Annotated in this window: 15 protein-coding genes, 1 tRNA gene and 1 pseudogene; 8 read left to right on the top strand and 9 right to left on the bottom strand. The window is 58.8% G+C overall.

Annotated elements, in window-relative coordinates:
- Window positions 1-214: pseudogene (locus Q0X21_RS01785) on the top strand (glycerol dehydrogenase); the annotation flags it as partial.
- A gap of 85 nt (window positions 215-299) precedes the next feature.
- On the opposite strand, the gene Q0X21_RS01780 reads toward Q0X21_RS01785, so the two are convergent.
- The 5 genes from Q0X21_RS01780 to argS all read right to left on the bottom strand — a co-directional run bounded on the left by Q0X21_RS01780 (window position 300) and on the right by argS (window position 7,870).
- Complete coding sequence (locus Q0X21_RS01780; RefSeq protein ID WP_297849978.1) at window positions 300-2,300, bottom strand: VWA domain-containing protein; 2,001 nt, start codon at window positions 2,298-2,300, stop codon at window positions 300-302.
- 143 nt (window positions 2,301-2,443) lie between these two features.
- Complete coding sequence (thrB, locus tag Q0X21_RS01775) at window positions 2,444-3,373, bottom strand: homoserine kinase (protein ID WP_297849977.1); 930 nt, start codon at window positions 3,371-3,373, stop codon at window positions 2,444-2,446.
- Window positions 3,374-3,376: 3 nt separating this feature from the next.
- On the bottom strand, window positions 3,377-4,729 hold the full coding sequence (locus tag Q0X21_RS01770; RefSeq protein ID WP_297849976.1) for a homoserine dehydrogenase: 1,353 nt from the start codon (window positions 4,727-4,729) through the stop codon (window positions 3,377-3,379).
- Window positions 4,730-4,804: 75 nt separating this feature from the next.
- A complete protein-coding gene (gene lysA, locus Q0X21_RS01765) occupies window positions 4,805-6,160 on the bottom strand; it encodes a diaminopimelate decarboxylase (protein WP_297849985.1) in 1,356 nt (451 codons plus the stop codon).
- 57 nt (window positions 6,161-6,217) lie between these two features.
- The gene (gene argS / locus Q0X21_RS01760) at window positions 6,218-7,870 is read right to left on the bottom strand and encodes an arginine--tRNA ligase (RefSeq protein WP_297849975.1); all 1,653 of its coding nucleotides are present in this window, start codon (window positions 7,868-7,870) and stop codon (window positions 6,218-6,220) included.
- A 62-nt stretch (window positions 7,871-7,932) separates the two neighbouring features.
- On the opposite strand from argS, the gene Q0X21_RS01755 reads away from it, so the two are divergent.
- The 6 genes from Q0X21_RS01755 to Q0X21_RS01730 all read left to right on the top strand — a co-directional run bounded on the left by Q0X21_RS01755 (window position 7,933) and on the right by Q0X21_RS01730 (window position 13,311).
- On the top strand, window positions 7,933-8,718 hold the full coding sequence (locus Q0X21_RS01755; protein ID WP_297849974.1) for a (Fe-S)-binding protein: 786 nt from the start codon (window positions 7,933-7,935) through the stop codon (window positions 8,716-8,718).
- On the top strand, window positions 8,715-10,244 hold the full coding sequence (locus tag Q0X21_RS01750; RefSeq protein WP_297849973.1) for a LutB/LldF family L-lactate oxidation iron-sulfur protein: 1,530 nt from the start codon (window positions 8,715-8,717) through the stop codon (window positions 10,242-10,244). Before Q0X21_RS01755 ends, Q0X21_RS01750 begins: the two co-directional genes overlap by 4 nt.
- Entirely contained in the window at window positions 10,244-10,882 is a 639-nt protein-coding gene (locus Q0X21_RS01745; protein ID WP_297849972.1) for an LUD domain-containing protein, read from the top strand. Before Q0X21_RS01750 ends, Q0X21_RS01745 begins: the two co-directional genes overlap by 1 nt.
- 260 nt (window positions 10,883-11,142) lie before the next feature.
- A complete protein-coding gene (locus Q0X21_RS01740) occupies window positions 11,143-11,859 on the top strand; it encodes a CPBP family intramembrane glutamic endopeptidase (RefSeq protein ID WP_297849971.1) in 717 nt (238 codons plus the stop codon).
- 107 nt (window positions 11,860-11,966) lie between these two features.
- Window positions 11,967-12,860 carry a DMT family transporter gene (locus tag Q0X21_RS01735; protein ID WP_297849970.1) on the top strand — a complete coding sequence of 298 codons (894 nt, stop codon included), beginning with the start codon at window positions 11,967-11,969 and terminating at the stop codon, window positions 12,858-12,860.
- A gap of 91 nt (window positions 12,861-12,951) precedes the next feature.
- A complete protein-coding gene (locus tag Q0X21_RS01730) occupies window positions 12,952-13,311 on the top strand; it encodes a VOC family protein (RefSeq protein ID WP_297849969.1) in 360 nt (119 codons plus the stop codon).
- A gap of 203 nt (window positions 13,312-13,514) precedes the next feature.
- Here Q0X21_RS01730 and Q0X21_RS01725 read toward each other — a convergent pair whose 3' ends face one another.
- Window positions 13,515-14,105 carry a hypothetical protein gene (locus Q0X21_RS01725; RefSeq protein ID WP_297849968.1) on the bottom strand — a complete coding sequence of 197 codons (591 nt, stop codon included), beginning with the start codon at window positions 14,103-14,105 and terminating at the stop codon, window positions 13,515-13,517.
- 227 nt (window positions 14,106-14,332) lie between these two features.
- A tRNA-Arg gene (locus tag Q0X21_RS01720) sits at window positions 14,333-14,409 on the bottom strand.
- A 190-nt stretch (window positions 14,410-14,599) separates the two neighbouring features.
- Here Q0X21_RS01720 and Q0X21_RS01715 point away from each other — a divergent pair.
- Entirely contained in the window at window positions 14,600-15,148 is a 549-nt protein-coding gene (locus tag Q0X21_RS01715) for a YceI family protein (RefSeq protein ID WP_297849967.1), read from the top strand.
- A gap of 107 nt (window positions 15,149-15,255) precedes the next feature.
- Here the strand turns inward: Q0X21_RS01715 and Q0X21_RS10330 are convergent, their stop codons facing one another.
- Complete coding sequence (locus tag Q0X21_RS10330) at window positions 15,256-15,552, bottom strand: PspC domain-containing protein (protein WP_367172627.1); 297 nt, start codon at window positions 15,550-15,552, stop codon at window positions 15,256-15,258.
- A 95-nt stretch (window positions 15,553-15,647) separates the two neighbouring features.
- The gene (locus Q0X21_RS01705) at window positions 15,648-16,121 is read right to left on the bottom strand and encodes a MarR family winged helix-turn-helix transcriptional regulator (protein WP_297849966.1); all 474 of its coding nucleotides are present in this window, start codon (window positions 16,119-16,121) and stop codon (window positions 15,648-15,650) included.
- Window positions 16,122-16,136 lie beyond the last annotated feature (15 nt).

The following is a 16,136-nucleotide window of genomic DNA, read 5'->3' as shown; positions in this document are numbered from 1 at the left end:
CCTGACCGAGGTCGGCCTCACGCCTGAGGACACCGAGGAACTCGAGGCAGTGGCCAAGGCCGCCACCGCTGAGGAGGAGACCATCCACAACATGCCGTTCCCGGTCACCCCGGAGATGGTCGTCGAGTCGCTCATCGCCCTCGAGGGCATTTCCCGCCGAGTCCGCGAGGAGCGCGGCCTGCCGGAGCCCGTCAAGTACGAGGCCAAGCACTAAATAGCTTCGCTTAACGACGAATCGCCCCGCAGCCCACCCCGCTGCGCGGCGATTTTTCGTTTCAGGCCCTCAGCCCTTCCAGGTTCTACGCCCAGGGCCCTCCAGGGCCAGCAGGGCCTTGCGGACCGCCGTGGAAGTTCTGTTGCGGGTAGGCGCCGTTGGCCATATTCGCCGCATTCTTCTTCTTATTCCTCCGCAGCAGGAATACCAGAAGGCCAATGAGAGCCAGAAGCAGCACGCCAGCACCGATCACGGCTGGCAGTACCCACGACGGCTTTCCGGACTCATCATCAACTGCTGCTGCACCGTCGTCTTGAGCACCGTCATCCTTGGCGGAGCCAGAATCCTCCGCCTTAGCACTATCGAAATTGATCGGCTCATCAGACGGCTCCGGGCCATTCTCGTAGGTGGGCTGCCAATCCAGGCCGCCATCGGCAGGCTCACCATCGAGGGCGACCGCGAACTCATACGGCTGCTCCACGCCGGTGATGTAGTCCCCGCCTTTCGAGCCCATACCGAACCACACAAAGTAATAGCCTTGTCGCTCGCTCTGAGAAGCTTGCCAGGCGTAACTACTAGGGGAGACTGGACCTTCCTCAACGGCTTCATCAAAAAATGTCAGCGATCCTTCGCCGGCTCCTCCGCGGGTCGGATTGTAAAACCCGAACTTGATCGAATCTGCAGCTTCTGCCACTGATTTCGGAGTCTTGGCCTTGATCACCGGGCGCTCGCCCCATTTAACCGGGATCTTGTAGAAGCGGTATTCGCCCGGAACAATCTTGTCGGAATAGGAACCTTCAGAGATTTCCACTGCGTCATTGAATCCGGTGCCGCCGTTGATCGGCTCAGAGTCCTCGATCTCCGGGACCTCATCAGGATCGCCCGGGGAAGTGATTTCGCGCTCATCCCACTCCCTCGCCTGCTCTTCGTCCGGCAACGGTGCGTGGAAAACGCTAATTTCGATAGGCACATCCTCAGTGATCTCGTCCCCGTTCTGATAGACCTGAGCGCCGATGAGCCAGTTGCTCATATCGCACCGATTCTCTTTGCCCTTGAACCGTTGAGGTCCATCTCGTTTCAAAGCAATGTGGTAGGAATCAATCCCGAACTGGGCACTCGCGACATTGGAAGCATTCGCTAGCGTCGTTTTTGCTTCACCGCAGGACGAATCGCCTTCATTGGTCACTTCACTAGTCGTTATGAAAATCTCGCCATCATGCCAGTCACCATTGGTCTGCCACACCGGGGTGATGGTGATCAGGGCGTCGTGCTCTTCAGGCACAGAGACACGGAAGTAGCGATCCTTCTTCGCATTACGGTCCGGCTTCACCTTCGTTTGGTACTGGCCTTCTCCAAGCCACTTGGCATCTTCGGGGTTGTCGGCGAATTCGAATTCGGTGCCTTTGACTTTGTACTTACCCACATCACGCTGAGAGAGGAACTTCAAAGACTCAGCGAGACTGCCGGCGTCATCGGCTTCCAGGAACTGACCATTGCCAGCCTCTGCAATGCACTCCAACTCTTCGCGAGCTTTATCGTCGACTTTGAAGCCGACGGTGTGAATCGCCAGGTCGACTCCGTCGCTGGCGAGCTCCTCAGCCACCTCACACACCGGCGGCGGAGCACACGTATCAATGCCGTCGGAGACGAGGATGATGGAACGCTGCCCCTTGTCACCAAGCTCATCAGCAGCAGCGCGAAGGGAATTACCCATCGGGGTATAACCCTTCGGCGTCACACCGTTGATCGCCTTGACCAACTTGTCCTTATCCACATCGCCAACAGGTGCAAGGGTCTCAATATCCTTGCAACCAGTCTCGTGGTTCTCCGGCGCATCAGTCACCTTCGAGCCGTAAACCATCAGGCCCATCTGAGCCGTCGGCGGCAAAGACTCGATCAAGTCCTTTGAGGCCTGCTTGGCAGCGTCGATACGCGGACCTTCAGCATCTTCCTCCAACATCGACGACGAAGCGTCAAGAATCAGCATTGCTTTGCTATCCGCACTGCCTTGCTCCTCATCGGAAGCTTCCTGCGCAAACACAATCGGCGTCCACGCGACACAACAAACAGCTGCAAGAATAAGCACAAGGACAGCTCTGGCCCTCGCTATTGAAGATAAAGCCTGCATCGACCCGTTCCCTTCTGCGATGTGTCCAACGTCACTTCGCAACATAAAGGAAACGAGCCCCTATTGCAGGACTCGTTATCGGTTTGTGCCAGAAAGTTCTTCTAAGCGCGCAGCAACTCAGCCTTCACAGGGCCGGCAATGTCGAGCTCGAGAACGCGGAGACCGTCTTCGCGCGCGGATTCGAGGATCTTCGCATCCACGGGCTCGGTGGACAGCACCATCGCGGTCGGGCCGGCGCCGGACAGGTACGCAGCGTAACCACGGTTGCGCAGACGGTTGACCCACTCAGCGGTAACCGGCAGAACATCAGCGCGGTACGGCTGGTGCAGGCGGTCGCGGGTGCCCTCCCAGAGGAACTGGGGGTGGGTCTGGATCGCCACGGTCATGACTGCGGTGCGCGAGACATTGAAGCGGGCATCAGAGTGCGTGACGTGGGATGGCAACACTTTGCGCACAGCATTTGTCGACGCATGGAAATTCGGCACGAGAGCTGTGGCGATGATGTCCTTGTGCACGGTCAACGGGACCGCACGGTACTCGGGCTGCGAGACACCATCAACGGGGATATCCGTCCAGGACACCACTGCCCCACCGACGACGCTGGCTGCAGCATTGTCGGGGTGTCCTTCGAAGGCGGAGCTGAGCTGGATGACTTCATCGGTGCTCAGCGGGTCACCAGCCAGGGTATTCGCCGCAACCACACCAGCGACAGCAGCAGCCGCGGACGAGCCCAGACCACGGGATTGTGGGATGCTGTTGTGGCACGTCACCTTCAGGCCCGGGGCATGCACATCAGCTGCGTGCAGGCCCGAATTGATGGCCTTGACCACGAGGTGGGAGGAATCGCGGGGCAAGTCGTCGGCTCCCTCGCCGAAGATCTCCACCTCAAGGCCGGAGTTGGTCACTTCAACTTCGACCGTGTCGTAGATCCCCACGGCAAGGCCGAGGGTGTCAAAGCCGGGACCAAGATTCGCAGAGCTGCCAGGGACGGTCACGCGGGCGCGTAGGCCCACCTCAAGATCAATGGCCATGTTCTAAGCACCCAAACGGATGACGGAGTTGATGGCCTTGACCTCTTCGATGTCACGCAGCTCGTCGACAATTCCGGCAAGCTTGCGCTCCAGCGAGGAGTGGGTGACCACGATCAGACGGGAATCATTCCCTGACTCCTCCTGGCGCACTGCCGAAATGGAGATATCCTGCGCGGCAAAGCGGCGGGAGATCTCAGCGAGCACACCGGCACGATCCACCACGGACATGTCAATGTGGTAGCGGGTCGGCACATCGCCGAAGTCCGCGATCGGGTAGTGCGCGTACGGGTTTTCAGCCGGAGCACGACCACCGTGGATCTTGTTGCGCGCGGCACCGACCAGGTCGCCGAGCACGGCAGAAGCGGTCGGCGCACCGCCGGCACCATTGCCGTAGAACATCAGGCGACCTGCAGCTTCAGCTTCGACGAACACAGCATTATAAGACTTATCGACGGTCGCCAGCGGGTGCTCATTCGGCACCAGCGTCGGGTGGACGCGGGCGGAGACGGAGGTGTTACCGGCGTCGTCGATAAGCCTCTCGCAAATGGCAAGCAGCTTGATGGTGAAGCCGGCTTCGCGCGCGGCTTCAATATCTTCGGCCGTGATATTGGTGATGCCTTCGGCATGGACATCGTCGTAGGTGACGCGGGTGTGGAAGCCCATGGAGGCCATGATGGCAGCCTTGGAAGCGGCGTCGTGGCCCTCGACGTCAGCGGTCGGATCGGCCTCGGCGTAGCCCAGGCGGGTGGCCTCGGCAAGTGCTTCCTCGTAGGACATACCGGTGGATGCCATCGCGTCGAGCACGAAGTTGGTGGTGCCGTTGACAATGCCGGAGATGCGCTGGACCTGGTCACCGGCCAGGGAGCGGCGCAGCATGCCCACGACCGGGATCGCGGCAGCAACGGCAGCCTCGTAGTAGAGGTCGACGCCGGCCTCATTAGCAGCGTCGGAAAGCTCGTCAGCGTGTGCGGCGATGAGCGCCTTATTCGCAGTGACGACGGACTTGCCCGCCTTGAGAGCGGCGAGCACCAGCTCACGCGGGTAGTCGATGCCACCGATGACCTCAACGACAACGTCGATATCGTCGCGATCAATCAGTTCGCGTGCGTTATCGGTGAGCGTGATGTCCGGGAAGTGATCGAGAACGTCGCGCTTCTTGCTCAGGTCAGAAACCGCAACGCCACGGACGTCGATCGGGCCGCCGATGCGGTTTTCCAGGTTGGAAGAGAACTCATTAATCAGGCGCAGGACCTCAGTACCGACGGTACCCATACCGAGCACGGCAACCCCCACGGGTTGCCCGATGCCCTTACCGGGGTAGTTTCCGTTCCTTCCTTCGGCGCTCAACGCAGTCATGGTTCTCCTGTGTCGTAGTTGACGGCTGTTTTTCACCATGGTGGCGGTGGAAACGGCCGTTGCGGACGCAATGCTCTAAGAGTCTACAAAAACCTCGCGGGCAAGTAGATCTTCGACCGTCTCTCGGCGGATCATTGGGGTCACTTCCCCATCGCGCACACTGACTACGGCGGGGCGTCCGAAGCAGTTGTAATTTGATGCCATGGAGAAGCAGTAGGCCCCCGTGGCGGCAAGGGCGATCAGGTCGCCGGGCGCAATATCGTCAGGCCAGAGGGCATTATTGATCAAAATATCGCCGGATTCACAGTGCGATCCGACAAGACGCGTCGCGTGTGGCGCGCCTTGTGTGAGGCGATTGATCACGCGCGCGTCGTACTCAGCTCCGTACAGAGCGGTACGAATATTATCGCTCATTCCGCCGTCGACAGCGATGTAGCGGCGCGTAGCTTCGTCAGTGACGTGGACGTCTTTGACGGTGCCAACCGAGTAGACAGTCACAGCAGCGGGACCGGCGATTGCGCGACCCGGCTCAACAATCACCTGTGGCGGGACAATGCCCAGATCGCCTGCTGCTTCATTGACTGCGCGGAGCAGATCGCGTGCAACAGCTTCGACGTTGAGCGGCTCCTCCTCGACGGTGTAGGCAATGCCGTAGCCGCCGCCCAGGTCGAGGTACTCCAGCTCCACGCCGAGTTCGCGGTAGATCTTGGCGTACAAGCCCAGCACGCGGGAGGCGGCCAGCTTAAAGCCTTCAGCATCAAAAACCTGGGAGCCGACGTGGCAGTGCAGGCCGGTCAGGCGCACATTCGACGCGGCGTGCGCGGTCTGTGCAGCCAAGAATGCGGAGCCTGAAGCCAGAGAGAGTCCGAATTTCTGGTCCTCGTGGCTAGTAGCGATGAACTCGTGGGTGTGCGCCTCCACACCAGGCTTGACGCGAATGAACACGTCTTGGACGACACCCTCTTCCCCGGCAATGCGCTCGAGTGCGTCGAGCTCCTGGTGGGAGTCAATCACCACATGGCCCACACCATTGGTCACGCAGCGGCGCAGGAAAGAATCGGATTTGCTGTTGCCGTGCGCGGTGATGCGCTCAGCCGGAAAATCAGCAGCAAGTGCAATGAGCAGCTCGTTTTCACTCGCGACATCAAGAGCCAGACCTTCTTCAGCCACCCACTTGGCAATCCGGGTAGTCAGGAATGCCTTCGCCGCATAGTGCACGTGCGCCGGATCGCCATACGCACGAGCCATGTCACGGCAGCGGGAACGAAAATCGTCCTCGTCGACGACCATGACGGGAGTGCCGTATTCAGCGGCAATCTCGGTCAGGGAGACGCCGGCGATGGAGACTGTGCCGTCGTCATTGCGGGAGGCATTGCGTGGCCAAACATGCGCGGGCAGATCATTGAAGCAACCAGCCTCCTGGTGGCGCATGCGCAGAAGGTCATCGCGCGACAGATTCGCCGTATTCAGGACGGGATCGAGCATGCTTTACATCCTTTCCGGCGCGGTAATGCCCAGCAGGCGCAGGGCATTCGCAAGCACCTGGCGCGATGCGGAGGCGAGCGCCAGACGCGCAGCGTGGATCGGTTCTGCATCTTCGCCAGCCTTGGGCAGGATCTGGCATGCGTCGTAGAACTTGTGGAAGACGCTGGCCAGTTCCTCGGCGTAGCGCGCGATACGGTGTGGCTCGCGCAGCTCCGCAGCAGCCTTGACCACAGCGGGGAATTCACCGAGGGTGCGAATCAGGTCGCCTTCCTTCTCATGGGTCAGCAGCGACAGGTCAGCGCCATCCGCGGACACGCCCGCTTCAGCCGCCTTACGCTCGATGGACGCAAGACGCGTGTGTCCGTATTGGACGTAGTAGACCGGGTTGTCGTTGGACTGCTTCTCCCACAGGTCCAGGTCAATATCCAACGTGGAATCGACCGAGGAGCGCACAAGCGAGTAACGCGCAGCATCACGGCCAATCAGGTCGACCAAGTCGTCGAGAGTGATCACGGTGCCAGCACGCTTGGACATCTTCACAGGCTTGCCGTCGCGGACAAGGTTGACCATCTGCCCGATCAGAACCTCGACGGCTTCCGGGTCATAGCCCAAAGCCTGAGCAGCGGCACGCAGACGCGCGATATAGCCGTGGTGATCCGCACCGAGCATGTAGATCGCTAGCGTGTGGCCACGATCAAATTTGTCTGCCACATACGCGATATCGCCAGCGATGTACGCAGCATCACCGTCGGACTTGAGCACCACGCGGTCCTTGTCATCACCGAAATCAGTGGAACGCAGCCACCACGCGCCGTCAGCCTCATAGAGGTTGCCGTTGTCCTTCAGAGTCTGGATTGCACGGTCCACAGCGCCGGATTCAAACAGTGAGTTCTCGTGGAAGAACACATCGAAATCGGTACCGAAATCGTGCAAAGACTGCTTGATCTGCTCAAACATCATTTCCACGCCCTCAGCGCGGAACGCTTCCTGGACAGTTGAGGCATCACCGTCGAGAGCATCAGGACGCTTATCGACGACCGCACGCGCAATCTCCTGGATGTACTCCCCGCCGTAACCGTCTTCCGGGGTCGGCTCGCCCTTGGCTGCTGCAACGAGCGACCGTGCAAAGCGGTCGATCTGGCCACCGTGGTCGTTGAAGTAGTACTCACGGGTCACCGAAGCACCGGAGAATTCCAGGACACGGCCGAGGGAATCACCGACGGCTGCCCAACGGGTACCACCAAGGTGGATCGGACCAGTCGGATTCGCGGAGACGAATTCAAGGTTGATCTTCGCATCAGCCAGCAGATCAGATCCGCCGAAAGATGGACCCTTTTCAAGGATGTCGGCCACGATGCCACCCGTGGCAGCTGCACCGAGGCGGAGATTGATGAAGCCTGGGCCTGCGACCTCGGCGGAGTCGATCTCGGGGCGGTTCGCCAATGCGTCGCAAAGCCACTGCGCAAGCTCCCGCGGATTCGTGCCCGCCTTCTTGGCCACCTGGAGCGCGATATTCGTTGCGTAGTCGCCGTGCTCCGGGTTGCGGGGTCGCTCAACAGTGACAACGTCGGGGACGACCGTCGAGTCGAGGCCGCGTTCGTCCAGCGTCTGGACAGTGATTGAGCGAACAGTGGAAGTCAGATCAGCAGGCGTCATGGCAAAGGAGTTTAATTGAAGGTAGCCACTGCCCGGCAACTTACCCAGAAAGGAGCCAATCAGTGCGCGTAGCCCTATTTTCCACCTGCATTGGAGACGCATTGTTCCCCGATGCACACAAGGCGGCTGCCATCGTCCTATCTCGACTTGGATGTGAGGTCGTCTTCCCGCCGGAGCAAACCTGCTGCGGCCAAATGCATATCAATACTGGGTACCAGAAAGAGACGGTGCCCATGATTGAAAATTACGTCGACGCTTTTGCCGACGATTCCATTGATTATGTTGTCACCCCGTCCGGCTCCTGCACCGGTGCAGTGCGCGAACAGCACACCCGCATCGCGGAGCGCTACGGCTCCAAAGAGCTCGTTGCCGGCACCAAGAAAACTACGAAGAAGACCCTGGACCTCTCCGAGTTCATCGTCGATGTCATGGGTACTACCGATGTGGGTGCTTTCTTCCCGCACCGCGTGACATATCACTCCACCTGCCACTCCCGCCGCTTCATCAAGGTCGGCGACCGCCCGACTGATCTGCTCAAGGCAGTCGACGGCCTCGAACTTGTCGAGTTGGAGAATATTGAGGAGTGCTGTGGTTTCGGCGGCACCTTCGCAGTGAAGAACTCTGATACTTCAGCTGCGATGGTCTCGGACAAGGTGCGCCACATCAAGGACACCCAGGCGGAATACGTCACGGCGGGTGACTCGTCGTGCCTGATGAATATTGGTGGCGCCATGTCTCGCCAGCACACCGGCATTCGTGCGATCCACCTCGCTGAGATCCTTGCCTCCACCCGTGAGAATCCGTGGACTCCAGAGTCCGCCGCGTACACGAAGGAGAAGATGCTGTGAAGGTCGGACTTGGTACCCCGACGATGCCACCCCATGCTCCGAGTGACTTGGGGCACTTCCGCGAACACGACAAATTTCAGAAGAACGCCAAAACTGAGCTGAATAACTCAACTCAGCGTCGCAATCTGAATTACGCCACCACCCAGATCCGCTTGAAGCGCCAGGGAGTTGTCAGCGAGCTTGATGACTGGCAGGACCTGCGCGAGGCTGGTTCAACCATCAAGCGTGATACGCTCGCTCGCCTGCCGGAGTTGCTGGAGCAGTTTGAGGAGAACGTGACCAAGCGTGGCGGACACGTCCACTGGGCACGTGACTCCAAGGAGGCGTCGCAGATTGTCACCGACTTGATCAAGAAGACCGGCGAGACCGATGTTGTGAAGATCAAGTCGATGGCCACCCAGGAGATCGCGCTGAACGATGTCCTAGAAGAAAACGGCATCAGCGCGCGTGAGACGGACTTGGCTGAGCTTATTGTGCAGCTTGGCGACGATTTCCCGTCTCACATCGTCGTCCCCGCTATTCACCGCAACCGTGCGGAGATTCGCGACATCTTCACCGAGAAGATGCCCGGTGCTGGCGACGATCTGACTGCTGAGCCTGCGGTGCTGGCGGAGGCTTCCCGCAAATTCCTCCGCGAGCAGTTCATGAAGGCCAAGGTGGCCATCTCAGGCTGCAACTTCGGTATCGCGGAGACCGGTTCGGTCTCCATCGTCGAATCCGAGGGCAACGGCCGTATGTGCCTGACCCTGCCGGAGACCCTGATCACCGTCATGGGCATTGAGAAGATCCTGCCTAAGTACGAGGATCTGGGTGTGTTCATGCAGCTGTTGCCGCGTTCGTCGACAGGCGAGCGCATGAATCCGTACACCTCGATCTGGTCGGGTGTGACGGAAAATGATGGCCCGCAGGACTTCCACATCGTGCTCGTGGACAATGGCCGCACCGCTGCCCTGTCCAATGAGATCGGCCGCGAAGCCTTGAAGTGCATTCGCTGCTCTGCCTGCCTGAATGTGTGCCCGGTCTACGAGCGCGCTGGTGGTCACGCCTACGGTTCGGTTTACCCAGGCCCGATCGGCGCAATTCTCACCCCGCAGCTCGCCGGCATGGATTCTGCCGACGATGTGACCGCTTCCCTGCCGTACGCGTCCTCGCTGTGCGGTCGTTGTGATGAGGTCTGCCCTGTCAAGATCCCGATCACCGACGTCCTGTTGGAGATGCGTCACCAGAAGGTGGAGAACCACCGTCCCGCAATGGAAGGCGCGATGTTCGCTGCCATCGGTCAGCTGTGGGGCCACTCCAAGTTGTGGGACAAGGCCGTGCGCATGGTTGCTGCTGGCCGCGTGCTCGGTGGGTTCAACGGTGTGATCAACAAGATGCCGCCGCCAGTTTCCGGTTGGACGAATTACCGCGATGTGGCTGTGCCGCCGAAGAAGTCCTTCCGCCAGTGGTTCGAGACCGATGAGGCGAAGGATCTCATGGCCAAGGCTCGCGCTGAAGGTGTGCATACACGCAAGGAGGACCAGTAATGGCTACTGCTAAAGAAGAGATCCTCGGTCGCATCCGCAACGCCCACCAGCTGGCGGATTCCCCGGCGAGTGTCGAGCAGGTACGCAATTACCGCACGGAATCGCCTCTGAACCGCGATGAGCTGCGCGAGATGCTCGTTGATCGCCTCGTGGACTACAAGGCAGAAGTCTCCACTGTTTCTGCTGCTGAGTTGCCCGGCAAGATTGCTGAGATCCTCAACGAGAACAATGCTAAAGAGGTCCGTTATGCGCAGGGCCTCGATGCCGAACTGTTCGTGTCTTTCGACGGTAATGCGCAGCCGGACGACGTCGCAGTGGATCCGCGTGATCTGAACGATGTCGACGCAGTTGTCACCAGCTCCGTCGTCTCGTCTGCCCAGACTGGCACCATCTGCCTTCAGTCTGAAGGCGGTGCCGGCAAGTGCGGCCGCCGCGCTTTGAGCCTGGTCCCCGACCGCCACCTGTGCATCGTTCCGATGGATTCGGTGGTCTACGGCGTTCCTGAGATGTTCGCCAAACTCAACCCTGAGCTGCCGACAACGCTGATTTCTGGCCCGTCGGCCACCTCGGATATTGAGCTTGTCCGCGTCGAGGGCGTGCATGGTCCGCGTGACTTGATTGTGTTGATCGTCGATTAGCACGCACACACAAATCGGCCCGCACCTTCCGTTTGTAAGGGGTGCGGGCCGATTTGCTGTCATTTTCCCGTGCCGCGCTTTGTCGCGCGCAAGATCTACTATGAGGCATCAACCGTTGAGCGCAATGACTAACTGATGCTTGTTCCATCTGTGTTTTCTCCCTGTTTGCTGGGAGCCACAACACCGCCCTTCCTCATCGCTGTCTGCGCAGTACAAACGCCCGATCTTCACGCATGCGCATCATTGCTAAAGTTTGGGCAATGAGCACTCCGTACGACGAAGAAATGGCCTCATCTGTCGACCGCGCAATATCCGATCCGCTCAGCGTGCGCCCGCAGCTGAAGGACATGATCGTCGGCGTGGTTGCAATGCTCGCCGTCTATGCGTTGCTGATCGGCACCGCCCTCGGGCTCAAAGCGCTAGATCTTCCCGTCGGGATCAAAGCGGCCTTGCCAGTGTTGATCATCTTTTCACTGGTGATCCCCACAATCGCATTGGTGATGTATCTGAGACGCCGCAATCTTCCTCTCGGGTTCCGCCCACTGGGTAAGCGTGGCTGGCATCTGCTGTGGCAGATTCCCGTTGCAATTGTTGGCTCTGCAGTATGCACGTCGATCGTCCGTCCACTGCTCGGCATTGAATCCACCGATGCGTCGAGTCCCGCTGGAACTGGTACTGCACTGGTGTTGTTCACACTGGGCGCATACCTGTTGATCGGGCCGTTCCTTGAGGAGGTCGTCTTCCGCCGCCTCATCATGGGGTACCTGGATACTGTGATGCCCGCGGTGGCCAGCGTGCTGCTGACCTCCCTGGCGTTCGGGCTCGTACACATCGCACCGGCTGCCATCGTCTATACGTTCTTCGGTGGTCTCGCTTTCGCACTCGTGACCAGGTGGCACCGCTCCTTGTGGGCCGGTTTCATCGTGCACATGTGCAATAACGTGCTCGTTGAAATCATCGTGCTCGCCGGCGTTTAAACCCCATTTGTCTCTCCTCTGCGCAATAGGGATACGATCAGTAGCCGTCTTTCCTCCGCCGCGTGTGGGGGCTTTGTTCTTCACTACCCCGGCAAAGAAGGCGGCACATGGCTCAGGCACACAGCAACGCAGTCGATTTACGCCCAGTCGTGCTCGTTCTCATTGGCTCGTTGGGCATTCAATCTTCAGCGATCGTGTCCTCAACGCTCTTCGCGGGGCTCGGCACAGTTGCTGTATCCACTTTCCGTTTGCTGATTGCGGCAGTGATGCTGCTTGTCGCATTCCGCCCGGCAGTACGCACTTTCACCCGTCAGCGCTGGATCAATGCGTGCATCTACGGCATCGCCATGGCCGCGATGAACCAGTTCTACTTCGCTGCCGTCGACCGCCTCCCGCTAGGTGTTGTGGTCACACTGGATTTCCTCGGCCCGTGCCTTGTGTCATTTCTTGGCCTCAAGTACTGGCGCGAACGCGGCTGGGCACTCATCGCATTCATCGGTGTCGTCCTTATCGCCGGGCCATCATCCGGCATGGACCCCGTCGGCCTGATCTACGGTTTCCTCGCCGGCGCATTCTTCGCCGCGTACACCGTCTTCGCGGAGCGCGTCGGCAAGGCCGAAGGCGGTGGCATGAGCGACCTGGCCATCTCCGTCGCGGTCGCAGCACTCGTCACGCTTCCCATCGCCGCGCCGACGCTTATCGACGTCTCCCCCAACTCCTGGCTCATCCTCACCCTCGCCGCCCTGATCGGTGTGGTGATCCCCTATATCGCTGACACGGTGGCAGCACGAATCACCTCTGCACAGGTCGTCGGCACGCTTTTCGCCCTCGATCCTGTTGTCGGTTCCATCCTCGGCTGGTTATTCAAGGGCGACGAGCTGACCACCCGCATGCTCATCGGCATCCCCATGGTCGCGCTCGCCGGCGCCATAATCACCTGGCGCTCCAAACCCCGCGATGAGGCCGGTGGTTCTGCTGCCTGGCCGCAGGTGCAGGAATAGCCTCTTCCCCGAGTGGGGCTTGTCCGGGCGGCCTTCGCTCCGGAGATTTTCTTTATCCTGGCATCACTGTCCGTTATCTAAGGAGCAACCAGTGAACCGCGAAATCGTCTTCATCGTCTACGTCTCGGATATCGACACCTCCGTCGCGTTCTACCGCGATCTTCTCGACCTCGACACCGACTTCGTCTCGCCCCGCTACGTCACATTCGCCCTGGCTGAGAATGTGTACCTGGCCCTGTGGACCGGCAACTCTGAAGACCTCGACGCCGCAGGAAACCGCACCACCGAAGTGTGCATCAACGTCCCCGCCGACGAAGTCACCTCCACGTTGAAGCAATGGAAAGACAAAGGCGTGAACGTCCTCCGTGAACCGTACGAGGAAGTCTTCGGCACCACCTTCGTCGTCGCCGATCCGGACGGCAACCTCATCCGCGTCGCCCCCATCGACTAGTGGCGCGTACTGGCAGGAGGGAAAGCGAGAGCAGCCCCAGACCGGGCAACAAGAATAAAAGAAGTCTCGAGACATAACCGGAAGGTTGTCTCGAGACTTAAACGGTTTCGAGTACTCATCTCGCTCGTCTCAGGATGTCGGACAAGGCCGCGATTCTCTAGCGAGATGGGTTCCAGTTCCCTTTGCAGCAGATGCCAAACGCTTTACTCAAGCTTGTCGTCTTCTTGTCTGCGGACTGTCCTAACAAACTTCCCCATGAATTGGAAAACTGGAGGCGCTAGGAAAACTCCTGCCAACCACTCGGAACCTCCACCAAAGTGCACGAGCAAGGCTGCACCGACCGAGGATAGAAACATTCCGAAGCTCAAGTACTGACCACGTTTTAGAGCGTCCACATCTCCTTTGGCAAGCCACTCTTTCTCGTGGTTCGACGCCGAAATGCTTTGTTCCGCCATTCGCATTGCGCGGTCAGCAAAGGTGGGGTCAACCTGCTGATATGCCTCCAGGGTCTCCGGTGCGGGGGCTGGGGCACTCCACAGGTATGCGGAACCTGCAATCTGCCGGGTAACCTCCTCAACGAGTTCAGCATCGATTACTTCGCCGGGAGCACCTTCCGAATGCTGTTGTCCATTGCGTTGAACGTCATGCTCCACCCGTTGTAAATCGTCGCCCGGGGGTCGTTGGCCCTCATGCGGGCTTGCGTCCGCAGCGGCCGAGGATTCGTCTCCATTATGTCCACTCCCCGGCGACGTGCTCGACCGGCGGCGCTCCTCATTTTGAGTGTCATCGTTCATGCACCTTCTTCCTTCCGGTAATGGCACTAACGCACATCTGGAGTTTGCAGTCTAACGCCAATTCAACCACAACATATCCGCCAACAACATACAGAACCACCAAGTAAGCTCATCAGAGCGCCACAACCCCGGTAAGCGTCGACTCACCTCAATCAAAAAGTCATCCGGACAAACTCATAACCGGGGACTGGATTCGTTTAGACGTTACAGAAAAACACCACGTCAGATGGTGTCCCCGACAGGATTCGAACCTGCGACCTTCGGTACCGGAAACCGATGCTCTAATCCACTGAGCTACGGAGACATTGCTTTTAGCAGCGCCCCTTAATCTAGCACTCTGTGAAGTGTCGTCGCTAATTACCTAAAGCTTGTTGCTGGCCTGCATCTATAAACTTGTTGACACATCACCATGTGTGCGCGTAGCATCGTTGGCAGATGGTGTAGACACGTCAACAACATTAGAAATGCGCACTTCCATCAAAGGAGCATTAGCAATGACCACCGCATCCAACTTCAGCGGCACCTACGACCTTGACACCGCCCACTCCTCCGTCGGCTTCACCGTGCGTCACGCAATGGTGACCAAGGTCCGCGGCGAGTTCACCGACTTCACCGCTTCCCTTACCGCTAACCAGGACAACCCGGCCGAGAGCAAGGCTGAGGCAACGATTCAGACGGCATCCGTCGATACGCGCAATGCTGACCGCAATGGCCACATCAAGGGCGAGGACTTCTTCGACGTTGAGAAGTTCCCGCAGATGACCTTTAGCTCCACCGCTTTCGACGTCGACGCATCCGGCAACGGCACCGTCACCGGCGACCTGACCATCAAGGGCACGACCAAGCCGGTCACCCTCGACGTGGAGACCTTCGGTGTTGAGGAAGACCCGTTCGGCAACACCCGCCTGGGCTTCGAGGCTCGCACCACCATTAACCGTAAGGACTTCGGCATCGACTTCGAGGCACCGCTGAACTCCGGCGGCGCACTCGTTGGCGAGAAGATCAACATCGAGATCGAAGGCTCCGCCATCAAGCGTGCCTAGTTTTGTCTGGTGACTTGTAATAAGTCACTCGTCACGCAAAGAGCACGGCCGTGCAGGTTTAGTACTGCACGGCCGTGTTTTTCTTTTGCATGTTTTGAGCTGACCTTTTAATAGCGACCGTCCGGGATAACGACCCAGCAGATCAGGTACAGCAAGATACCGGAGAAGCCCAGGAGCGTCAGTGCCACGAAGATCACACGCACGAGGGTCGGATCCATGTTGTAGGTCTCCGCAAAGCCACCACACACGCCGGCAATCATGCGGTCATTGGCCGAGCGGTACAGCTTCTTCGACGGCATTCCCCCACCGTTCGGAAAAGCACCATGATTCGGAGCCATATTCTGCTCACCCTGATTGAAATTATTGTCCTGATTATTGCTATTCGGATTCACTGGGTTGGACATGTCAGGTCCTTTCTCATGGAAGGTCGTTAAAGTTCTGACACCACCCATTCAACCCGTCTCCAGCCCGTGCGACAACGGTAAATTATTTCAGCTAACTAAGTTCCCAGTGCTTTCACTTCACCGGAAGACATAATTCCTTCGAAAAAACCACGGATTACAGGAATATCGTCATAGTCCAAATCATCAAAAACCACGCGACGAACCGTTTCAACGTGGTCCGGCACAGCCGCCTTCAAACGTTCCATGCCCAAGTCAGTCAGGCGGACAACAACGCCGCGCCCATCACCCGGGCTCTTCTCCTTTGTGACCAGACCACGACGCTCCATACGAGTGATCTGGTGGGAAGCACGGGAGCGGTCCCATGTCAGCTCCGTGCACAAATCACGCAACCGCAAACAGTGATTATCAGCCTCAGACAGCGTGACCAGCACACTAAATTCAGGACTGGACAAATCAGCGCTGTCGAGCAGCGAAGCTTCAACAACGAGATCAAGCTTGCGCACTGTATCCAAAAGTAGGCGCCAGAATGCCTGCTCTTTTTCGTTGAGCCAACGTGGTTCTGCCGTCATAATGCTTCAAGGGTA

It is taken from the genome of uncultured Corynebacterium sp. (assembly GCF_947253065.1).
Classification (GTDB): Bacteria; Actinomycetota; Actinomycetes; order Mycobacteriales; family Mycobacteriaceae; genus Corynebacterium.
This window is presented reverse-complemented; position numbering and strand designations above follow the sequence as displayed.

Excerpts from the sequence above, each read along its gene's own strand:
- Q0X21_RS10330 (WP_367172627.1), bottom strand. The coding sequence starts at position 15,552 with ATGTCCAACCCAGTGAATCCGAATAGCAATAATCAGGACAATAATTTC.
- Q0X21_RS01715 (WP_297849967.1), top strand. The coding sequence starts at position 14,600 with ATGACCACCGCATCCAACTTCAGCGGCACCTACGACCTTGACACCGCC.
- Q0X21_RS01770 (WP_297849976.1), bottom strand. The coding sequence starts at position 4,729 with ATGACTGCGTTGAGCGCCGAAGGAAGGAACGGAAACTACCCCGGTAAG.
- Q0X21_RS01735 (WP_297849970.1), top strand. The coding sequence starts at position 11,967 with ATGGCTCAGGCACACAGCAACGCAGTCGATTTACGCCCAGTCGTGCTC.
- thrB (WP_297849977.1), bottom strand. The coding sequence starts at position 3,373 with ATGGCCATTGATCTTGAGGTGGGCCTACGCGCCCGCGTGACCGTCCCT.
- Q0X21_RS01740 (WP_297849971.1), top strand. The coding sequence starts at position 11,143 with ATGAGCACTCCGTACGACGAAGAAATGGCCTCATCTGTCGACCGCGCA.
- Q0X21_RS01745 (WP_297849972.1), top strand. The coding sequence starts at position 10,244 with ATGGCTACTGCTAAAGAAGAGATCCTCGGTCGCATCCGCAACGCCCAC.
- argS (WP_297849975.1), bottom strand. The coding sequence starts at position 7,870 with ATGACGCCTGCTGATCTGACTTCCACTGTTCGCTCAATCACTGTCCAG.
- Q0X21_RS01725 (WP_297849968.1), bottom strand. The coding sequence starts at position 14,105 with ATGAACGATGACACTCAAAATGAGGAGCGCCGCCGGTCGAGCACGTCG.
- lysA (WP_297849985.1), bottom strand. The coding sequence starts at position 6,160 with ATGCGCCACCAGGAGGCTGGTTGCTTCAATGATCTGCCCGCGCATGTT.
- Q0X21_RS01705 (WP_297849966.1), bottom strand. The coding sequence starts at position 16,121 with ATGACGGCAGAACCACGTTGGCTCAACGAAAAAGAGCAGGCATTCTGG.